The 17443-nt window shown below is 67.7% G+C and carries 19 protein-coding genes and 1 tRNA gene; 12 read left to right on the forward strand and 8 right to left on the reverse strand.

All coding sequences use genetic code 11. The features are described 5' to 3' along the window. Positions 1-2 precede the first annotated feature (2 nt). From B0W80_RS22190 to B0W80_RS35950, 6 genes are all read left to right on the forward strand, one after another. The gene (locus B0W80_RS22190; RefSeq protein WP_077001350.1) at positions 3-842 is read left to right on the forward strand and encodes a flagellar biosynthesis protein FlhG; all 840 of its coding nucleotides are present in this window, start codon (positions 3-5) and stop codon (positions 840-842) included. A 32-nt stretch (positions 843-874) separates the two neighbouring features. Next, complete coding sequence (locus B0W80_RS22195; RefSeq protein ID WP_077001332.1) at positions 875-1615, forward strand: RNA polymerase sigma factor FliA; 741 nt, start codon at positions 875-877, stop codon at positions 1613-1615. Between the two features lie 95 nt (positions 1616-1710). Next, positions 1711-2886, forward strand: a complete 1176-nt coding sequence (locus B0W80_RS22200; RefSeq protein ID WP_256856652.1) for a DUF3182 family protein — start codon at positions 1711-1713, stop codon at positions 2884-2886. Positions 2887-2920: 34 nt separating this feature from the next. Then, on the forward strand, positions 2921-3778 hold the full coding sequence (locus B0W80_RS22205; protein ID WP_077001333.1) for a S9 family peptidase: 858 nt from the start codon (positions 2921-2923) through the stop codon (positions 3776-3778). 84 nt (positions 3779-3862) lie between these two features. Next, on the forward strand, positions 3863-4315 hold the full coding sequence (locus B0W80_RS22210) for an FHA domain-containing protein (RefSeq protein WP_077001334.1): 453 nt from the start codon (positions 3863-3865) through the stop codon (positions 4313-4315). Between the two features lie 118 nt (positions 4316-4433). Then, the gene (locus B0W80_RS35950) at positions 4434-4835 is read left to right on the forward strand and encodes a hypothetical protein (protein ID WP_218668934.1); all 402 of its coding nucleotides are present in this window, start codon (positions 4434-4436) and stop codon (positions 4833-4835) included. A gap of 80 nt (positions 4836-4915) precedes the next feature. Here B0W80_RS35950 and B0W80_RS22220 read toward each other — a convergent pair. The 6 genes from B0W80_RS22220 to B0W80_RS22245 form a co-directional block, all read right to left on the reverse strand. Next, positions 4916-4991 (reverse strand) — tRNA-Thr (locus B0W80_RS22220). Between the two features lie 11 nt (positions 4992-5002). Beyond that, entirely contained in the window at positions 5003-6010 is a 1008-nt protein-coding gene (locus tag B0W80_RS22225) for a class 1 fructose-bisphosphatase (protein WP_077001336.1), read from the reverse strand. 133 nt (positions 6011-6143) lie between these two features. Continuing rightward, positions 6144-8849: an aminopeptidase N gene (pepN, locus tag B0W80_RS22230; protein ID WP_077001337.1), complete on the reverse strand. Its 2706-nt coding sequence runs from the start codon at positions 8847-8849 to the stop codon at positions 6144-6146. Beyond that, entirely contained in the window at positions 8836-9531 is a 696-nt protein-coding gene (locus B0W80_RS22235; protein WP_077001338.1) for an HAD family phosphatase, read from the reverse strand. Before B0W80_RS22235 ends, pepN begins: the two co-directional genes overlap by 14 nt. Next, a protein-coding gene (prfB, locus tag B0W80_RS22240) for a peptide chain release factor 2 (RefSeq protein WP_143684732.1) occupies positions 9531-10635 on the reverse strand; the annotation gives its coding sequence in 2 pieces (ribosomal slippage) (positions 9531-10553 and positions 10555-10635; 1104 coding nt in all). The genes B0W80_RS22235 and prfB overlap by 1 nt, the downstream gene beginning before the upstream one ends. 50 nt (positions 10636-10685) lie before the next feature. Next, positions 10686-11612, reverse strand: a complete 927-nt coding sequence (locus B0W80_RS22245) for an alpha/beta fold hydrolase (protein ID WP_077001339.1) — start codon at positions 11610-11612, stop codon at positions 10686-10688. 90 nt (positions 11613-11702) lie between these two features. Between B0W80_RS22245 and B0W80_RS22250 the strand changes: the two genes are divergently transcribed. The 4 genes from B0W80_RS22250 to B0W80_RS22265 are packed head-to-tail and all read left to right on the forward strand — an operon-like array spanning position 11703 to position 14326. Next, positions 11703-12764, forward strand: a complete 1062-nt coding sequence (locus tag B0W80_RS22250; RefSeq protein ID WP_077001340.1) for an aldo/keto reductase — start codon at positions 11703-11705, stop codon at positions 12762-12764. Positions 12765-12785: 21 nt separating this feature from the next. Next, on the forward strand, positions 12786-13280 hold the full coding sequence (locus B0W80_RS22255; RefSeq protein WP_077001341.1) for an aminoacyl-tRNA deacylase: 495 nt from the start codon (positions 12786-12788) through the stop codon (positions 13278-13280). A 46-nt stretch (positions 13281-13326) separates the two neighbouring features. Then, on the forward strand, positions 13327-13962 hold the full coding sequence (plsY, locus tag B0W80_RS22260; protein ID WP_077001342.1) for a glycerol-3-phosphate 1-O-acyltransferase PlsY: 636 nt from the start codon (positions 13327-13329) through the stop codon (positions 13960-13962). Between the two features lie 10 nt (positions 13963-13972). Then, a complete protein-coding gene (locus B0W80_RS22265) occupies positions 13973-14326 on the forward strand; it encodes a RidA family protein (RefSeq protein WP_077001343.1) in 354 nt (117 codons plus the stop codon). Between the two features lie 66 nt (positions 14327-14392). Here B0W80_RS22265 and B0W80_RS22270 read toward each other — a convergent pair whose 3' ends face one another. Together B0W80_RS22270 and B0W80_RS22275 are read right to left on the reverse strand one after the other, a co-directional pair. Beyond that, complete coding sequence (locus tag B0W80_RS22270) at positions 14393-15040, reverse strand: TIGR02281 family clan AA aspartic protease (RefSeq protein ID WP_077001344.1); 648 nt, start codon at positions 15038-15040, stop codon at positions 14393-14395. A 12-nt stretch (positions 15041-15052) separates the two neighbouring features. After that, positions 15053-15538 carry a YajQ family cyclic di-GMP-binding protein gene (locus tag B0W80_RS22275; RefSeq protein WP_077001345.1) on the reverse strand — a complete coding sequence of 162 codons (486 nt, stop codon included), beginning with the start codon at positions 15536-15538 and terminating at the stop codon, positions 15053-15055. A 45-nt stretch (positions 15539-15583) separates the two neighbouring features. On the opposite strand from B0W80_RS22275, the gene murB reads away from it, so the two are divergent. Beyond that, positions 15584-16636, forward strand: coding sequence for a UDP-N-acetylmuramate dehydrogenase (murB, locus tag B0W80_RS22280; RefSeq protein ID WP_077001346.1), 1053 nt, complete (start codon positions 15584-15586; stop codon positions 16634-16636). Positions 16637-16641: 5 nt separating this feature from the next. Then, on the forward strand, positions 16642-17424 hold the full coding sequence (locus B0W80_RS22285; protein ID WP_373038928.1) for a hypothetical protein: 783 nt from the start codon (positions 16642-16644) through the stop codon (positions 17422-17424). Positions 17425-17443 lie beyond the last annotated feature (19 nt).

The following is a 17443-nucleotide window of genomic DNA, read 5'->3' on the forward strand; positions in this document are numbered from 1 at the left end:
GCATGGTGGACCAGGCCGATGGACTGCGGCGCCTGCTGGCGCAGACGCGCACCCGGGTGCTCGCCGTGGCGAGCATGGGCCGCGGGCTGGGCGGCACGACCGCCGCGATGAACCTGGGCGCGGCCCTCGCGCTGCAAGGCCGCGAGGTGCTGCTGCTCGACGAGCATGGGGCGGGGCCGGGCACGGCCTCGGCCGAGTGGAGCTTGGCGCCGGCCGGCACGCTGATCGATGTGGCCGGCAAGCGGCTGGCCCTTCAGAGCGCCGCCGCGCGTGCGGGCTGCGGCGTGCAGGTGCTGCCCGCGGTGTCGCCCACGGTGCCGCCTACTTCGGCGGGCCACCCCGACCCGCGCGCCCTGTGGCAGGGCGATGTGATCCTCATCGACGCGCAGCTGGACGGCGAGGGCCGGCTGTCGGCCCTGGCGCAGCAGGCCGACGACCTGGTGCTGGTGATGCAGCCGCATGCGGCCTCCATCACCGCCACCTATGCGGGCATCAAGCAACTGCACTACGCGCATGGGTTGCGGCAGCTGCGCTTTCTGGTCAACGGCGTGGCCGAGCCGCGGGCCGCGCAGCAGGTGACCGACAACCTCGCGCAGGCCGGCAGCCGCTACCTGGCGGTGTCGCTGCAGCCGGCCGGCTGGGTGCGCGCCGAACCCCACATGCGCGACGCGCGGCGGCTGAACCGCACCGTGGTCGAGGCCTTTCCCGCGAGCCCGGCGGCGGCCGACTTTCGCCGCATCGCCGACGAGATGGGGCACTGGCCCTGGCGCCCGGGCGCGAGCCTGGTGGCGCTGCCACCCGCGCCCAAGGCGCGGGCTGCGAACACCGCCGAGGCCTGCTGAGGCCGCGGCACAGGAGAAGGAAGAAGGACGACGTGTACACCGCCCAGGGAACCATTGAGAAGTCTCATCTGCTCAAGCAGCACCAGCCGATGGTGCGGCGCATGGCGCTGCAGATGCTCGCCAAGCTGCCGGCCAGCGTGGAGCTCGACGACCTGATCCAGGCCGGCATGATCGGCCTGCTCGACGCGTCGAGCCGCTACCAGGACAACCGCGGCGCGCAGTTCGAGACCTTCGCCAGCCAGCGCATCCGCGGCGCCATGATCGACGAGCTGCGCGCCAACGACTGGGGTTCGCGCGGGCTGCGCCAGTCGGCGCGCAAGGTGGAGCAGGCGGTCCAGGCGCTGGAGCACCGCATGGGGCGCGCGCCGTCCGAAGGCGAGATCGCCAAGGAGCTGGACGTGACGCTCGAGGCCTACCAGGGCCTGCTGCAGGAGATCCAGGGCTGCCAGCTGCTCTACGTGGAGGATTTTTCGGTGGACGGGGAGGGCGACAACCCCTTTCTCGACCGCCATGCCAGCGAGGCGCGCGGCGAGCGCGGCGGTGACGCCGACGACCCGCTGGCCCAGCTGATGGAAAGCGGCTTCCGCCACCAGTTGGTGGCGGCGATCGGCGAGCTGCCCGAGCGCGATCAGCTGCTGTTGAACCTGTATTACGAAGAAGAGCTGAACCTGCGCGAGATCGGCGCCATCCTCGAGGTGAGCCAGTCGCGCGTGTGCCAGCTGCACAGCCAGGCGATCAGCCGGCTGCGGGCGAAGCTGCAGGACATGCTGTAGCAGCCCGCAACAAATTCTGCGCACCCTGTAGGAAAACTCCGCGAGCCGCGCGCAGGGGTTTGATTTCCGTCGCGCGATCACCCAGCATGGCTGCCATGGACACGCCCATCTTCAGCGCGTTGCCCGGCGCAGCCTCGATGCTCGCCGGTGAAGGACCGATGCTCGTCGAGCCCGGCCTCCAAGGCTCCGTCGTCGCACTGACCGCGGACCACCATGCCTACGCCAGCGACCACGAGCGCGCGACGCGCGCCCAGATCGCGTGGCGCCTCGCCCGGCTCAAGAAGTCGCGCTTCGAGGGCGAGTACGACCGGGCGCGAAGTTATGCGGCGCCGGTGTACTTCGTCCCCAGCGACACGCTGGTGGGCTCGGCGCTGGCCGGCGACCTGGGCATCCAGGGCCAGCATGCGCTGTTCGGCGGCGTGGTGCCGCACCCTTTCGTGCTGACCAAGACCATTTCACACGGCCTGGTCGACCCGGCTGCCGCGGCGCCGTCGGGCTGGTGCCACGCCTTCGCCGGCCAGGTCGGCAACGCGGTGCTGCAGGGCTACTCGGTCTTCTCGCCCGAAGACGCGCGGCGCGCCGGCCTGCGCCTGCTGGAAACGGGCCCTGTGCGACTGAAGCCCACGCGCGCCACGGGCGGGCGAGGACAGCAGGTGGTGCGCGACCGGCAGGCGCTGGACACTGCGCTGGCCGCCATGGACGCAGCGGAAATCGCCGAGCACGGCCTGGTGCTCGAAGAGAACCTCAAGCAGCCCGTCACCTACAGCGTGGGCCAGGTGCACGTCGGCACGGCCGTCGCCAGCTACTACGGCTGGCAGCGCCTGACCACCGACAACAACGGCCAGGAGGTCTATGGCGGCTCCGACCTGACAGTGGCGCGCGGCGGCTTCGACGACTTGCTGGCGCTGAGCATGCCGGAAGAGCTTCGGCTGGCGGTGGAGCAGGCGCGTATCTTTCACCGCGCGGTGGAAGCATCGTTCCCGGGCTTCTTCGCGTCGCGCATCAACTACGACGTGGCGCAGGGCGCCAACGAGGCCGGGCGCTGGTGCTCCGGCGTGCTGGAGCAGTCGTGGCGGGTCGGCGGCGCGAGCGGCGCCGAGATCGCGGCGCTCGAGATCTTCGACGAGCAGCCCGATCGCCGCGCGGCCAACGCCTCGTGCTTCGAGTTCTACGGCGACGGCGTGGTGCCGCCGCCCAATGCCTGCGTGTATTTCAACGGTGTCGATGCCAGCGTCGGTCCGATCACGAAGTACACCGTGGTCGAACCCTGACATGCCGCGAACGATGCGGCCATACAACTCCTAGATGCCCACCAGACAGGCACTGATCGACATCCCCGTCGACGGCGTGCACATCGCCGGCACGCTGATCGCGCCATCGGCCGTAGTGCCCGGCGTGCTGCTGGTGCACGGCTGGGACGGCAGCCAGCAGCAAGACGCCACGCGCGCCCGCGAACTCGCGGCGCTGGGCTGCATCTGCCTGACCTTCGACCTGCGCGGCCATGCGCGCCACGTTTCCCAGCGCGAGGCCGTGACCCGCGAAGACAACCTGCACGACGTGCTGGCCGCCTACGACACGCTGGTGGGGCATCCCGCGGTCGACCCGAACGCCGTCGCCGTCATCGGCAGCAGCTACGGCGGTTACCTGGCCGCAGTGCTGACATCGCTGCGTCCCGTGCGCTGGCTGGGCCTGCGGGTGCCTGCGATCTACCGCGACGAGAACTGGGAGCAGCCCAAGCGCCGGCTCAACGGCGACGACCTGACGCTGTATCGCCAGACCAGCATCGAGCCCGAGAAGAACCGCGCGCTGGCCGCCTGCGAGGACTTCCTGGGCGACGTGCTGCTGGTCGAATCGGAGAACGACACCATCGTGCCGCACCCGGTCATCGAAAACTACCTGGGCGCCTTCAAGCATTCGCGATCGATGACCTACCGGGTGATGGAAGGCGTCGACCATGCGATGTCGAAGCGCGTCTGGCGCGAGGCCTACACGCAGATCGTGGTGGCCTGGATGACCGAGATGCGCCTGGCCGCGAAAGCCGAAGAGAAGATCCGGCCTCGGCAGCATCCCCGGCGCTACGAGAGCTGGCCCAGCGCGGCGCCCGAGCCGGCACCGTCGCAGGCACCGGCACGCGGGGCGCTGCACGAATCGCGAAATATTTAATACCCCGGTTTGCTGTCGACCCTTCAGGAATCGCGCTCGTGAGCCGTAAAGCTCTCAGAGTGCAATTCAAAGAGGAGCAGCAACATGTCCAGACTCATCATCCTTGCCCGGCATGGCAGCGTGCGGCAGGTCAACATCAAGGGCTCGCTCACGTCCGTGGGCCGCGATCCGCAGTGCGACGTGCACATCGACAGCCTGGGCGTGAGCCGCCGCCACGCCAGCATCCACTGGACCGGCGACCGCTTCGTGCTGACCGACCTGGCGAGCTTCAACGGCACCTTCGTCAACGATCAGCGCATCGAGTCGCACCCGTTGAAGAACGGCGACGCGATCACGATCGGCGACTGCCAGTTGCGCTTTCTGTACAGCTCGCAGCCGGTGCCCAAGGACGAAGCGCTGCGCCTGGTGACCCAGGTCGACGGCCTGCACCATGCGCATGCGGCGCGCGAGCGCAGCGACTGGGCGACCTTCTTCCGCCGCAGCGCCGGCCGTGCCCCGGCCGGCAGCCAGAGCGGAACGGTGGCGCGCTACCGCTGAGGGATGGGCGAGGCGCCGGCCGGCAGCTGGCGGCCGGCGGCCGTGGGGCAGCGGGAAAATGGAGAGTCGCCGCCGCCGCGTCACGCATGTGACTTGCGGTCGCTGAGACAATAGGCGGGTGTCTGCCGCCTTTCCATCCGTCCGTTCAGACGCGCCCGTCGCCCGTCGCCTCATGAGTCCAAAGAGCCAGAAACCTCAGAAAAGCCAGAAGAACCTTCGCATCTCCGTCGGCCCCCGGTGGTCATCGTTCACCTACGAGCGGGACGGCATGGAGATGCTGGGAACCGTGCAGCGCGGCATGCAGATCGGCGCGCTGGTCCGGCTGGCGGACGGCAGCTACGCGCAGGTCAACGGCGACGTGATCGAAGTGCTGAACAAGAGCAAGGTCGAGTTCGTGCTCGGCCCGACCGCCAGGCGCGAGCTGAATCCGACTTACAGCATTCCGACCCAGGCGCCGTCGACGGCGGTGGTGGTGATCAAGAAACGCAGGCGGATCGTGCCGCCGCCGGGGCAGGCCTGACGCATCGTTCACCCGCCGCCGCCTCAGCAAGAGCGGCCATGAAAAAAGCCCCGTTGCAGTGCAACGGGGCTTTTTCAATGTGGTGCCGGAGAGATGATTCGAACACCCGACCTTCTCATTACGAATGAGCTGCTCTACCAACTGAGCTACACCGGCTTAGCCCGCGATTATAGCGTCGGGTGATAGCCGGTCACGCGCTCGACCTCGTTCTTCGACCCCAAAACCACAGCCACGCGTTCGTGCAGCTTGGTCGGCTCCAGGTCCATGATGCGCTGGCGCCCGTTGGTGGCGGCGCCGCCGGCCTGTTCGACCAGCCAGCTCATGGGGTTGGCCTCGTACATCAGGCGCAGCTTGCCGGCCTTCTCGGGCTCGCGCTTGTCCCAGGGGTACATGAAGACGCCACCGCGCATCAGGATGCGGTGCACGTCGGCCACCATGCTGGCGATCCAGCGCATGTTGAAGTCCTTGCCGCGCGGGCCGTCCTTGCCGGCCAGGCATTCGTCGATGTAGCGCTTCACCGGTTCGTCCCAGTGGCGCATGTTGCTCATGTTGACGGCGAATTCCTTGGTGTCGGCCGGGATGCGGATATCTTCCTGCGTGAGCATGAAGGAGCCCTGCTCGCGGTCGAGCGTGAACATCGAGACGCCGTTGCCCACCGTGAGCACCAGCGTGGTCTGCGGGCCGTAGATGCAGTAGCCCGCGGCCACCTGCTTGGTGCCGGGCTGCAGGAAGTCGGACTCCTGCACGCCGGGCGAGCCTTCGGGCTTCTTGAGCACGCTGAAGATGGTGCCGATGCTGACGTTGACGTCGATGTTGCTGGAGCCGTCGAGCGGGTCGAACAGCAGCAGGTATTCGCCTTGCGGGTAGCGGTTGGGCACCACGTAGATGCTGTCCATTTCCTCGCTGGCCATGGCCGCCAGGTGGCCGCCCCATTCGTTGGCCTCGATCAGCACCTCGTTGGCGATGATGTCGAGCTTCTTCTGGACCTCGCCCTGCACGTTCTCGCTGTCGGCCGAGCCGAGCACGTTGCCCAGGGCGCCTTTGTTCACGGCTTGGCTGATGCCCTTGCAGGCGCGCGCCACCACTTCGAGCAGCAGCCGCAACTGGCCGGGGATGAGGCCGTCGGCGCGTTGTTGTTCGATGAGGTAGCGGGTGAGGGAAATGCTTTTAGCCATTCAGTAACTCCAATATCGTCTTGTCTTCACGGGGAACACCGCGGAACCGGCTTCGCCGGGCCGCTGGTGTTGCCCCCGGAAGGGGGTTGGCGAAAGCGACACGAAGTGCGCGAAGCCTGGGGGAGAGCCTTGTTCACGAGGCGAGGGCGCGGGTCACGACTTCATGCGTGTCCTTGCTCAGGTCGGGCTTGGAGGCGACGCGCATGATGGCCTCGCGCGCCGCGCTGCGGTAAGGCTCGGCCAGCTTGCTCCAGCGGTCGAGGGCACGCGCGAGGCGGGCCGCGACCTGCGGGTTGATGGCGTCGAGCTCGATCACGCGCTCGCACCAGAACACGTAACCCGCGGCATCGGCGCGGTGCAGGGCGCCGGGGTTGCCGCTGCAGTAGCTGAAGATCACGCTGCGCGCGCGGTTCGGGTTCTTGAGCGAGAAGTCGGCGTGCTTCATCAGCTGCTTGACAAGCGGCAGGATGTCGCCGCCGCGGTCGGGTGCGCCTGCCTGCAGCGAGAACCACTTGTCGATGACCAGCGCTTCGTCCTTGAACATCGTGTGGAAGCGCGCCAATGCCTGGGCCGCCAGCGCATGGCCCGACGAGACCAGCGCATTGAGCGCGTTGAAGCGGTCGGTCATGTTGCCGGCTTCCTTGAAGCGCTGCAGTGTCTTGCCGGGCCAGACGGTGTCGCCCGACGCGCGTGCCGCCAGGCACAGGCTGGTCAGCGCCAGGCCGGCCAGCGCGCGGCGGCCGGCGGACTTCGGGTCGGGGCTGTAGGCGCCGGTGTCGCGGTTTTGCTCGTAGGCCTGCTCCCAATCGGCGAACAGGGCGGTGGCGAGCTGAGCGCGCATGGCTTCGCGCACCGCATGCACGCGCTGCGGATCGACCACGTCGAGCTGCTCGGCGATGTAGGTTTCCGAGGGCAGCGTGAGCACGAGCTCCTTGAAGGCCGCGTCGAGCTGCGGGTCGCGCAGCACGCTGCGCAAGGCCTCGACACAGGACTCGCCGAGCGGTGCCTCGGCAGCACCCGTGACCGGCGCGCCGATGGCCTGGATGGCGGCGCGCAGCGCCAGGCGCTGGCCGGCTTCCCAGCGACTGAACGCGTCGGTGTCGTGGGCCAGCAGCGTGAGCAGTTGGGCATCGCTGTAGTCGTGGTCGAGGATCACCGGCGCGCTGAAGCCGCGCAGGATCGACGGCACCGGCTCTTCGTCGACGTCGACGAAGGTGAACTGCTCGCCCGCGCGCGTGAGCACCAGCGTGCGCGTGCCCGTGCTCGCTGCTTCTTCGCCTTCCAGCTTCAGCGGCAGTTCGCGGCCATCGGTGCCCAGCAGGCCCAGGTTGACCGGAATGACGAAGGGCTCCTTGAAGGGCTGGCCCGGCGTGGGCGGGCAGCTCTGCACGAAGCTCAGTGTGTAGGTGCGCTGGGCGGCGTCGTACACGCCGTGGGCCGACAGGCGCGGCGTGCCGGCCTGGCTGTACCAGCGCTTGAACTGGGGCAGCAGGCGCGCGAGTTCGGAGTCGGGATTGGCGTCGGCGATGGCCTGGGCGAAGTCGTCGCAGGTCACGGCCTGGCCGTCATGGCGCTCGAAGTACAGCGTGATGCCGCGCGCGAAGCCGGCGCGGCCGACCAGCGTCAGCATCATGCGCACCACCTCGGCACCCTTTTCGTAGATGGTGACGGTGTAGAAGTTGCTGATCTCGATGTAGCTGTCGGGCCGCACGGGGTGCGCCATCGGGCCCGCGTCTTCGGGGAACTGGGCGGTGCGCAGCACGCGCACGTCCTCGATGCGCTTGACGGCACGGGCCGAGGGCTCGGCGCAGAGATCCTGGCTGAACTCCTGGTCGCGAAAGACGGTGAGGCCTTCCTTCAGCGAGAGCTGGAACCAGTCGCGGCAGGTCACGCGGTCGCCGCTCCAGTTGTGGAAGTACTCGTGGCCGACCACGCTCTCGATGTTGCTGTAGTCGGCGTCGGTGGCGGTAGCCTGGTTGGCCAGAACGTACTTCGTGTTGAAGATGTTCAGGCCCTTGTTCTCCATCGCGCCCATGTTGAAGTCGCTGGTGGCGACGATCATGAAACGGTCGAGGTCGAGCGGCAGGCCGAAGCGGGCTTCGTCCCAGGCGACCGAGTTGATCAGCGAGTTCATCGCATGCTCGGTCTTGTCGAGGTCGCCGGCGCGAACGTAGACCTGCAGCAGGTGGTCTTTGCCGTTGCGCGCCTTGATGCGCTGCTCGCGCGCCACGAGCTTGCCGGCCACCAGCGCGAACAGGTAGCTGGGCTTGCGGAAGGGGTCGACCCACTTCGCGAAATGGCGGCCCTCGGGCAGCTCGCCCTGCTCGACCAGGTTGCCGTTGGACAGCAGCACGGGATACGCGGCCTGGTTGGCGCGCAGGGTCACCGTGTAGCTGGCCATCACGTCCGGCCGGTCGAGGAAATAGGTGATGCGGCGGAAACCCTCGGCCTCGCACTGGGTGAAGAAGGTGTCTTCGCTCACGAACAGGCCCATGAGCTTGGTGTTCTTGGCCGGTGCGCAGGTGGTGAAGATCTCCAGCTCGAAGGCGCCCTCCTCGGCGGAGGGGAGGTTGTCCAGCACGAGTTGGTCGGCTTCCATGCGAAACGAGGCGCCCTGGCCGTTGACCAGCACGCGCGCCAGGTTGAGCTCGTCGCCGTCCAGGCGCAGCGGCTCGGCCGCCACCTCGGGATTGCGGCGCAGGCGCATGCGGTTCAGCACGCGGGTCTTGGCCGGGTCCAGGTCGAAGGTCAGGTCGACCGTGTCGATCCAGTAGGCCGGGGCGCGGTAGTCCTCGCGACGGATCGCGACGGGCTCGGCTTGGGCATCACGAAACAACATCGAGCGTCTCCAGAAAGTTTGTTTTGACGAGTTCGTCGTAGTCGCGCACGGCCGCGATGACGTGCGGCCCTGCAAGTTCGGACGCGGAATGGCTGCTGCAGACCGCCACCGCGCGCATGCCGCCGCGGCGTGCGGCCTCGATGCCGAAAGGCGCATCTTCGAAGACGATGCAGCGTTCGGGCGCGACGCCGATGCGGCGCGCGGCTTCGAGAAAGATGGCGGGTTGCGGCTTGCCGGGCAGGCCTTCGTCGCCGCCGACGATGGCGAGCGGCGCCGGGTTCATGCGCAACTGCGACAGCACGAAGGCGATGTTGTGCTTGTCGCCCGCGGTGCCGACCGCGATCTTGAACCCGCGCGCCGCGGCGGCCTGGGCGAACACGCTGAAGCCGGCCACCTCGCGGAAGTCCGCGCGGAACAGCTCGCGGTAGATGGATTCCTTGGCGTCGGTGATCTCGAGGCTTTCGGCTTGCGTCACCTCGCGGCCCATGAGCTCGCAAGCGCATTCGAAGGCGGTGCGGCCGGTGGTCCGGCGCATGAAGTCGGGGATGTCGATCGACAGGCCCTTGCGCCGCCCGTACTCGACCCAGGCCTTGGCGTGCCAGGGCATGGAGTCGACCATGGTGCCGTCCATGTCGAAGATGAAGGCCTCGGTCCTGAGGCTCCTCTGGCTGGCAGCACCCATCACACCCCCTGCTTCAAAGAGGCTTCGATGAACGCGTCGAGATCGCCGTCGAGCACCTTCTGGGTGGCGGAGATTTCGACGTTGGTGCGCAGGTCCTTGATGCGGCTGTTGTCCAGCACGTAGCTGCGGATCTGGTGGCCCCAGCCCACGTCGGTCTTGCCTTCCTCGAGCTTCTGCTGCTCTTCCATGCGCTTGCGCATCTCGTGGTCGTACAGGCGCGAACGCAGCCGCTTCCAGGCCACGTCGCGGTTGCTGTGCTGGCTGCGGCTGTCCTGGCACTGCACCACGATGTTGGTCGGGATATGCGTGAGCCGCACCGCGGAGTCGGTCTTGTTGATGTGCTGGCCGCCGGCGCCGCTCGCGCGGTAGGTGTCGACACGCACGTCGGCCGGGTTGATCTCGATCTCGATCGAGTCGTCGATTTCCGGGTAGACGAAGATGCTGGCGAAGCTGGTGTGCCGGCCGCCGGAGGAGTCGAAGGGCGACTTGCGCACCAGGCGGTGCACGCCGGTTTCGGTGCGCAGCAGCCCGAAGGCGTATTCGCCCTCGACCTTGATGGTGGCGCTCTTGATGCCGGCCGTGTCGCCGGGCGTTTCGTCTTCGACCGTGGTCTTGAAGCCCTTGCGCTCGGAGTACTTGAGGTACTGGCGCAGCAGCATGCTGGCCCAGTCGCAAGCCTCGGTGCCGCCGGCGCCGGCCTGGATGTCGACGAAGGCGTTGAGCGGGTCGGCCGGGTTGCTGAACATCCGGCGGAACTCGAGCTGCTGGATGTCGGCTTCGAGTTTGGCAGCGTCGTCACGCAGGGCCTGCAGGCCGTCGATGTCGCCGTCTTCCTTGGACATCTCGTACAGCTCGGTGTTGTCGGACAGGCTGCTGCCCAGCCGATCGAGCGTGAGCACCACGTCGTCGAGCGCCTTCTTTTCCTTGCCCAGTTCCTGGGCCTTCTTCGGGTCGTTCCAGACCGCGGGATCTTCGAGCGATGCGTTGACCGTCCTCAGACGTTCGGATTTGGCATCGTAGTCAAAGATACCTCCGTAAATCGACCGCCCTGGCGCTCAGGTCCGCGAAGGTGGCGCCGATTTGATTGATTTGCTCTGCATCCATGGGGAATCCTGACGATGTTCGGGGGAAACCGCGGATTTTCTCATGGTCCGTCAAGGCCCTTCGGATGCGAGGAAAGCCTCGATCAGCGCGGCCACCCGTTGCGGCTGGTCGTGGTGCAGCATGTGGCCGCAGTCTTCGACCCGGGTCAGGCGCGCATCGCGCACCGACTTCAGGCGGTCCCGGAAGTCGTCCAGCGTGTAGCGGCCTTTCCACCAGCCGCCCAGGCTGTCGTCGGAGGCCACGATGGCCAGCACCGGCGCCTCGATCGCAGCGTAGAGGGCCAGGGCCTCGTCGACCCGGAAAAGGTTGGCGTTGATGATCTTGTGCGCGGGGTCGCCCAGGATCTCCCAGCGCTCGGTACCGCCGTCTTGCGGCCGCGCCACCGACCAGTGGGCCGCCAGCCAGTCGGCCTTGTCATGCGACAGGCGCGGGTTGGTCTTCATCAGGCGGCGTGCCACGCCCTCGGGTCCGGGGTAGCTGGCCAGGGCCATCTCGCCACGGTCCAGCTTCTTGAGCTGGTCGATCCACTTGGCATAGCGGCCGGGTGCCTCGGCTGGCTCCAGCAAGGGCATGCCGAAGCCTTCGAGGTTGACGAGGCGCCGGATGCGCTGGGGCCGCACGCCGCTGTATTGCATCGAGATGTTGCCGCCCATGCTGTGACCGACCAGGTCGACCGGAGCGTCTCCGGCGTAGTGGTCGAGCAGCCAGTCCAGGTCGGCCAGGTAGTCGGGCATCCAGTAGTTGTCGACCGGGCCGCCGTCGCTGAGGCCGAAGCCCCGCCAGTCGGGTGCGATGACGTGGCGTTCGGTGGCCAGGGCATCGACCACGAACTGCCACGATGCGGCCACGTCCATCCAGCCGTGCAGCAGCACCAGCGGCGGGCGCGTCGGGGAGGGCGAGCCCCAGGTGCGGACGTGGTAGCGCAGCGTGCGCACGGGAACGAACTCGCTGCGGGAGGGGCGAAGGGCTTGGTACATGACCGATCGATGATACGGAGCCCGCGGCCGCGGCGCAGTCCGGCAGCGGACAGCGCCCGTCAAAGTGTGACCCGCGTTAGCATTCCGCGCATGCAAAAGATTCAACTCGGGCAGAGCGAGCTGCGCGTCGCGCCGGTCTGCCTCGGCACCATGACCTTCGGCGAGCAGGTGGACGAGCCCACGGCCCATGCCATCCTCCAGCGGGCGCTCGAACGCGGCGTCGACTTCATCGACACGGCCGAGATGTACGCCGTACCGGCCCGAAAGGAAACCTGCGGCGCCACCGAAACCATCATCGGCAACTGGTTCGCCCAGAACCCCGGCGTGCGCCAGAAGGTCGTGCTCGCCACCAAGGTGGCCGGCCCCTCGCGCGGCATGCCCTGGGTGCGCGAAGGCAGCGGCATGACGGCGGCCGACATCGTGGCATCTTGCGATGCCAGCCTGCGGCGCCTGCAGACCGACGTGATCGACCTCTACCAGATCCACTGGCCCGAACGCCATGTGCCGAACTTCGGCAACATGTACTACGACCCGTCGCGCGAGACTTCCAAGACCTCGATCCACGAGCAGCTCGACGCCTTTGCCGGGCTGGTGAAGGCGGGCAAGGTGCGTGCGATCGGGCTGTCGAACGAGACGGCCTACGGCGTGCACGAGTTCGTGCGCCTGGCCGAGCAGCACGGGCTGCCCCGCGTGGCCTCGGTGCAGAACGTCTACAACCTGCTGCACCGTGGGCTCGAGAACGGGCTCGACGAAAGCATGCACCGGCTCGGCGTCTCGCTGCTGGCCTATTCGCCGCTGGGCTTCGGGCTGCTGACGGGCAAGTACGACGACAGCGGCATCACCGGGTCCGGTGCACCGCAGAACGCGCGCATCACGCGCTACGAGTCGGTCCGCAAACAGCGCTGGGGTCGTCCGGAAGCGCTGGCCGCGGCCCGGCGGTACAACGCGCTGGCACGCGCGACCGGCATGACGCCGGTGCAGTTCGCACTGGCCTTCTGCTACAGCAAGTGGCAGGTGGCGAGCACGATCATCGGCGTGACCTCGCTGGCCCAGCTCGACGAGGACATCGACACCTGGGGGCACAAGCTGTCGGCGGACCTGCTGGCCGAAGTCGACAAGCTTCGCTGGGAAATGCGCGACCCGGCGATCTGACGCGGGCACTGCGACGGCTTCATGAGCAGGAAGAAGGCGCACATCAGCGAGACACCCGCCACCCAGCTTTTGCGGGCGGCAGGCGTCGCATTCACCGAGCATCCGTACGAGTACCTGGAGCACGGCGGTGCACAGCATAGCGCCGAGGTGCTGGGCCTGGACCCGTTCTCCGTCGTCAAGACGCTGGTGATGCAGGACCAGGACGCCAGCCCGCTGATCGTATTGATGCACGGCAATCGCACGGTGTCGACCAAGAACCTGGCGCGGCAGATCGGCGCCAAGTCGGTGGAGCCCTGCAAGCCGGAGGTGGCGAACCGGCACAGCGGCTACATGGTGGGCGGCACCTCGCCCTTCGCCACCCGGCGCGCGATGCCGGTGTACATCGAGTCGACCATCCTCGACCTGCCGAAGATCGCCATCAACGGCGGGCGGCGTGGCTACCTGGTCGGCATCGACCCGCAAGTCTGCATGCGCCTGCTGGACGCCAAGGCGGTGCAGTGCGCGCTGGCAGAATAGCCGGCCGCCGGCGGCCCCCACGTCGACCGGCTCGATTGGAGACACCGTGAGTTCGTACCTGCCCTCGTTGATCGCGATCGTCCTGGCTTACCTGCTGGGCTCGCTGTCGTTCGCCGTGATCGTGAGCAAGGCCCTGGGCATGGACGATCCCCGCAGCTACGGCAGCAAGAACCCGGGCGCCACCAATGTGCTTCGCTCGGGCAACAAGGGCGCAGCGCTCGCGACGCTGCTGCTCGACGCGATCAAGGGATGGTTGCCGGTGTTCCTGATTCATCGCGTGGGCGATACCTACGGGCTGGGGGAGGGCACGGCGGCACTGGCGGGGCTGGCGGCGTTTCTCGGTCACCTGTACCCGGTGTTCTTCGGCTTCAAGGGTGGCAAGGGCGTAGCGACCGCCGCTGGCGCGCTGCTGGGCATCGAGCCCTTGCTGGGGCTGGCGACCGGCGTGACCTGGCTGATCATCGCCGTGTTCTTCCGTTATTCATCGCTCGCGTCCATCGTGGCCGCCTTCTTTGCACCGGCCTACTACCTGATCGGTGGCGGCATCGCCTGGCCGCTGAACCGCGAGGTGATGCTGGCGCTGATCGCGATCAGCCTGCTGCTCGTGTGGCGCCACCGCGAAAACATCCGCCGCCTCGCGGCCGGCACGGAGTCCCGGCTGGGCTCCAAAGCCAAGACTTGAAAGGAACTTCATGGCCCAGATTCAACGCTTCCACGTCGGCCCTCGACTGTCGGAAACCGCCGTCCACAACGGCACCGTCTACCTCGCGGGCCAGGTGCCGGACGACACGACCCAGGACATCCGCGGCCAGACGGCGCAGGTGCTGGCCATGGTCGACCGGTTGCTGGCCGAAGCGGGCAGCGACAAGTCGCGCCTGCTGATGACGCAGATCTTCCTGGCGGACATCGGCGACATCGGCGCCATGAACGAAGTCTGGGACGCGTGGATTCCGGCGGGCAACACGCCGCCACGCGCCACGGTGCAGGCGGCCATGGCCAATGCGGCGTACAAGATCGAGATCGTGGTGACGGCTGCGGCTGCCTGAGCCGGCCGCGGCGCCTCTCCAGGGGGCACTACGCGTGCGAAACGCGTCAAAGGCCGAAGGGCCTTCTCAGAACCGCTTTTCCAGGACCATCTGGTCCGCATCGCGCCGCATCGAGAAGCGGCTGATGAAGCTGTTGCCCAGCAGCACGAAGGGCATGGGCTGCTGCGAGACCACGGCTTCGACGTCGTAGACCTCGACATCGCCCACCCGCACCGAGTTGAGCCGCACCCGCCAGCCTTGCGTGACGCCGTTGGCCGTGTTGATGCGGATCGGCTGGCCCTTGCTGTAGTCCAGCCCGATGCGCTGGGCGTCGGCCGCCGACAGCGCGACGGCGGTCGCGCCGGTGTCGAGCATGAAGCTGACGGTACGGCCGTTGATGCTGCCCTGGGTCAGGAAGTGGCCGCCGCTGTCGACCGGCAGCACGATGCGGCTGCCACCTGCGCCGCTGCTACCGCCGCCGCCGATGCTGACCGGCTGGTCCATGCGCAGCGCCACCCGCTTGCCGCCCGCCTCGACCGTGGCCTGCTCGGGCGTCAGCGACAGCAGCTTGACGCCCTTGAAGCTTTCGCCGACGGCGACCGTCTTGGGCGCGCTGCCGTCGACGATCAGGATGGCGCGGCTGCCGATGGTGCCGGTCAGCATCACCGACTGGGCCTGCGCCAAGCCGCATGCCGCAGCCAGCAGCACAGTAACCAGATGGGCCTGGGCCTTCATCGGGCGCGTGGCTCAGTCGCGGAAGTTGTTGAAGGAGAGGGGCGTGTCCGGCACGTCCTTCTTGATCAGCGCCATGGCAGCCTGCAGGTCGTCGCGCTTGGCGCCGGTCACCCGCACCGCGTCGCCCTGGATCGCGGCCTGTACCTTGAGCTTGCTGTCCTTGATGAGGCGCTGGATCTTCTTGGCGGTTTCGCTCTCGATGCCGTTCTTGATCTTGATGACCTGCTTGACCTTGTCGCCACCGATCTTCTGGACGTCGCCCTTGTCGAGGAAACGCACGTCGACGCTGCGCTTGGTCAGCTTGTTGCGAAGGATGTCCTCGACCTGCACGAGCTGGAATTCGGCGTCGCCGATCATCGTGATTTCCTTGTCCTTGAGCTCGACGGCGGCTGCGGTGCCCTTGAAGTCGAATCGGGTGCCGATTTCCTTGGCCGTGTTCTCCACGGCGTTCTTGACTTCGGGCAGATTGGGTTCGCAGACGGTATCGAATGACGGCATGGACGCCTCTCCTGGATGGCACGGTACGGATGCGACAATTCTCCCATGATCGTGGAGCACAACGTACCGCTGCAGCCGCACAACAGCTTCGGCATCGTCGCGCGCGCCCAGCATCTGGTGCGCATTGCCGACGAGGCCGACATCGCGGCGCTTCTGGCGGATGCGCACTGGCACGCGGCGCCCAAATTCGTGCTCGGCGGCGGCAGCAACATCGTGCTGACCGGCGACGTCAAGCCGCTGGTGGTCAAGGTCGAGATCAAGGGGCGCCGCCTCATCGAAGAATCGCCCCGCGCCTGGATCGTGGAGGTGGGTGCCGGCGAGGTTTGGCACGACACCGTGCGCTGGATGCTCGACGGGGGCTACCCCGGCCTCGAGAACATGGCGCTGATCCCCGGCACCGTGGGCGGCGCCCCAGTGCAGAACATCGGCGCCTATGGCGTCGAGCTGCAAGACCGCTTCGAGTCGCTCGATGCCGTCGACCTCGATACCGGCCGCCAGTTCACCCTCGATGCGGCCCAGTGCGCCTTCGGCTACCGCGACTCGGTGTTCAAGCACAGCGCCAGCGGCCCGAACGGCTTCGGCCTGGCGGGCCGGGCGCTGATCACGCGCGTGCGCTTCAGGCTGCCGCGGCCGTGGAAGCCGGTGCTGGGCTACCTCGACCTCGAGCGCAAGATGGCCGAGACCGGCAACCAGGCGCCCAGCGCGCAGCAGATATTCGACTGGATCTGTGCCATTCGCACGGCCAAGCTGCCCGACTGGCGGGTGCTGGGCAATGCCGGCAGTTTCTTCAAGAACCCCACGGTGACGCCGGAGCAGTGCGCCGACATCATCGCCCGCGACCCGAAGATCGTGCATTACCCCATGGACGACGGCAGCATCAAGCTGGCGGCAGGCTGGCTGATCGATGCCTGCGGCTGGAAGGGCAAGACCATGGGCAATGCGGGCGTCTACGAGAAGCAGGCGCTGGTGCTGGTCAACCGCGGCGGCAAGGCACACCCGGCCACGGGCGGTGAGGTGATGACCCTGGCCAAGGCCATCCAGACCAGCGTGTACGAGCGCTTCGGCATCCGGCTCGAGCCCGAGCCCGTGGTGGTGTGACGGAGCTGCTGCAGCTCAACTTCAGGCGCCGCATCCAGGCGCTGGTGTGGAGCCGGCGGTCGATCTGGGTCGTCGGGCTGTTGGTGGTGCTGCGCTACCGCACCTCCGGCGCGCTGATCGCATCGGTGCTCATCGGCCTGGTGCTGGCCGCCGCGCTCAAGGCGTGGGAGATGAGCGAGCGACGCCGGTTCGTGCGCGAGGCGCATTTCCCGCGTTTCCTGGGCGCGAAGCTGCGGGCCGCCTACCCGCAACTGCAGGATCGCGACACCGACCTGGTGCTGCGCGGCCTGCGCCAGTTTTTCATGGCGCACCTGCGCAGCAAGCGCCAGTTCGTGGCCATGCCGTCCAAGGTGGTCGATGCGGCGTGGCACGAGTTCATCCTGCATACCCAGGGCTACCAGCGATGGTGCGCCGCGGCCTTCGGCGGCCTGCTGCACCACACGCCGGCCGAGGTGCTGGGCCGCGACGCACGCCGCAACGACGGGCTGCGCCGCACCTGGTACTGGTCGTGCAAGGAGGAGAGCATCGATCCGCGCCAGCCGGCACGGCTGCCGCTGCTGTTTGCACTGGACGCCAAATTCGGCATCGAGGGCGGCTTCCGCTACGTGCCGGACTGCAAGGACATCGACGCCCGCTCCAGCTCCGATGCCTACTGCGGCAGTGCCTTCGGCGAATCGGACGGAGGCAGCTCAGGCGATGCCGACGGATTCGGCGGCAGCGAGTCGAGCAGCGACGGTGGGGATGGCGGCGGCGACGGCGGGTCGGGCTGCGGCGGAGGCGGCGACTGAGCCAGCCCCGCGCCTGCGT

Source organism: Variovorax sp. KK3, assembly GCF_001984055.1.
Classification (GTDB): Bacteria; Pseudomonadota; Gammaproteobacteria; order Burkholderiales; family Burkholderiaceae_C; genus Variovorax.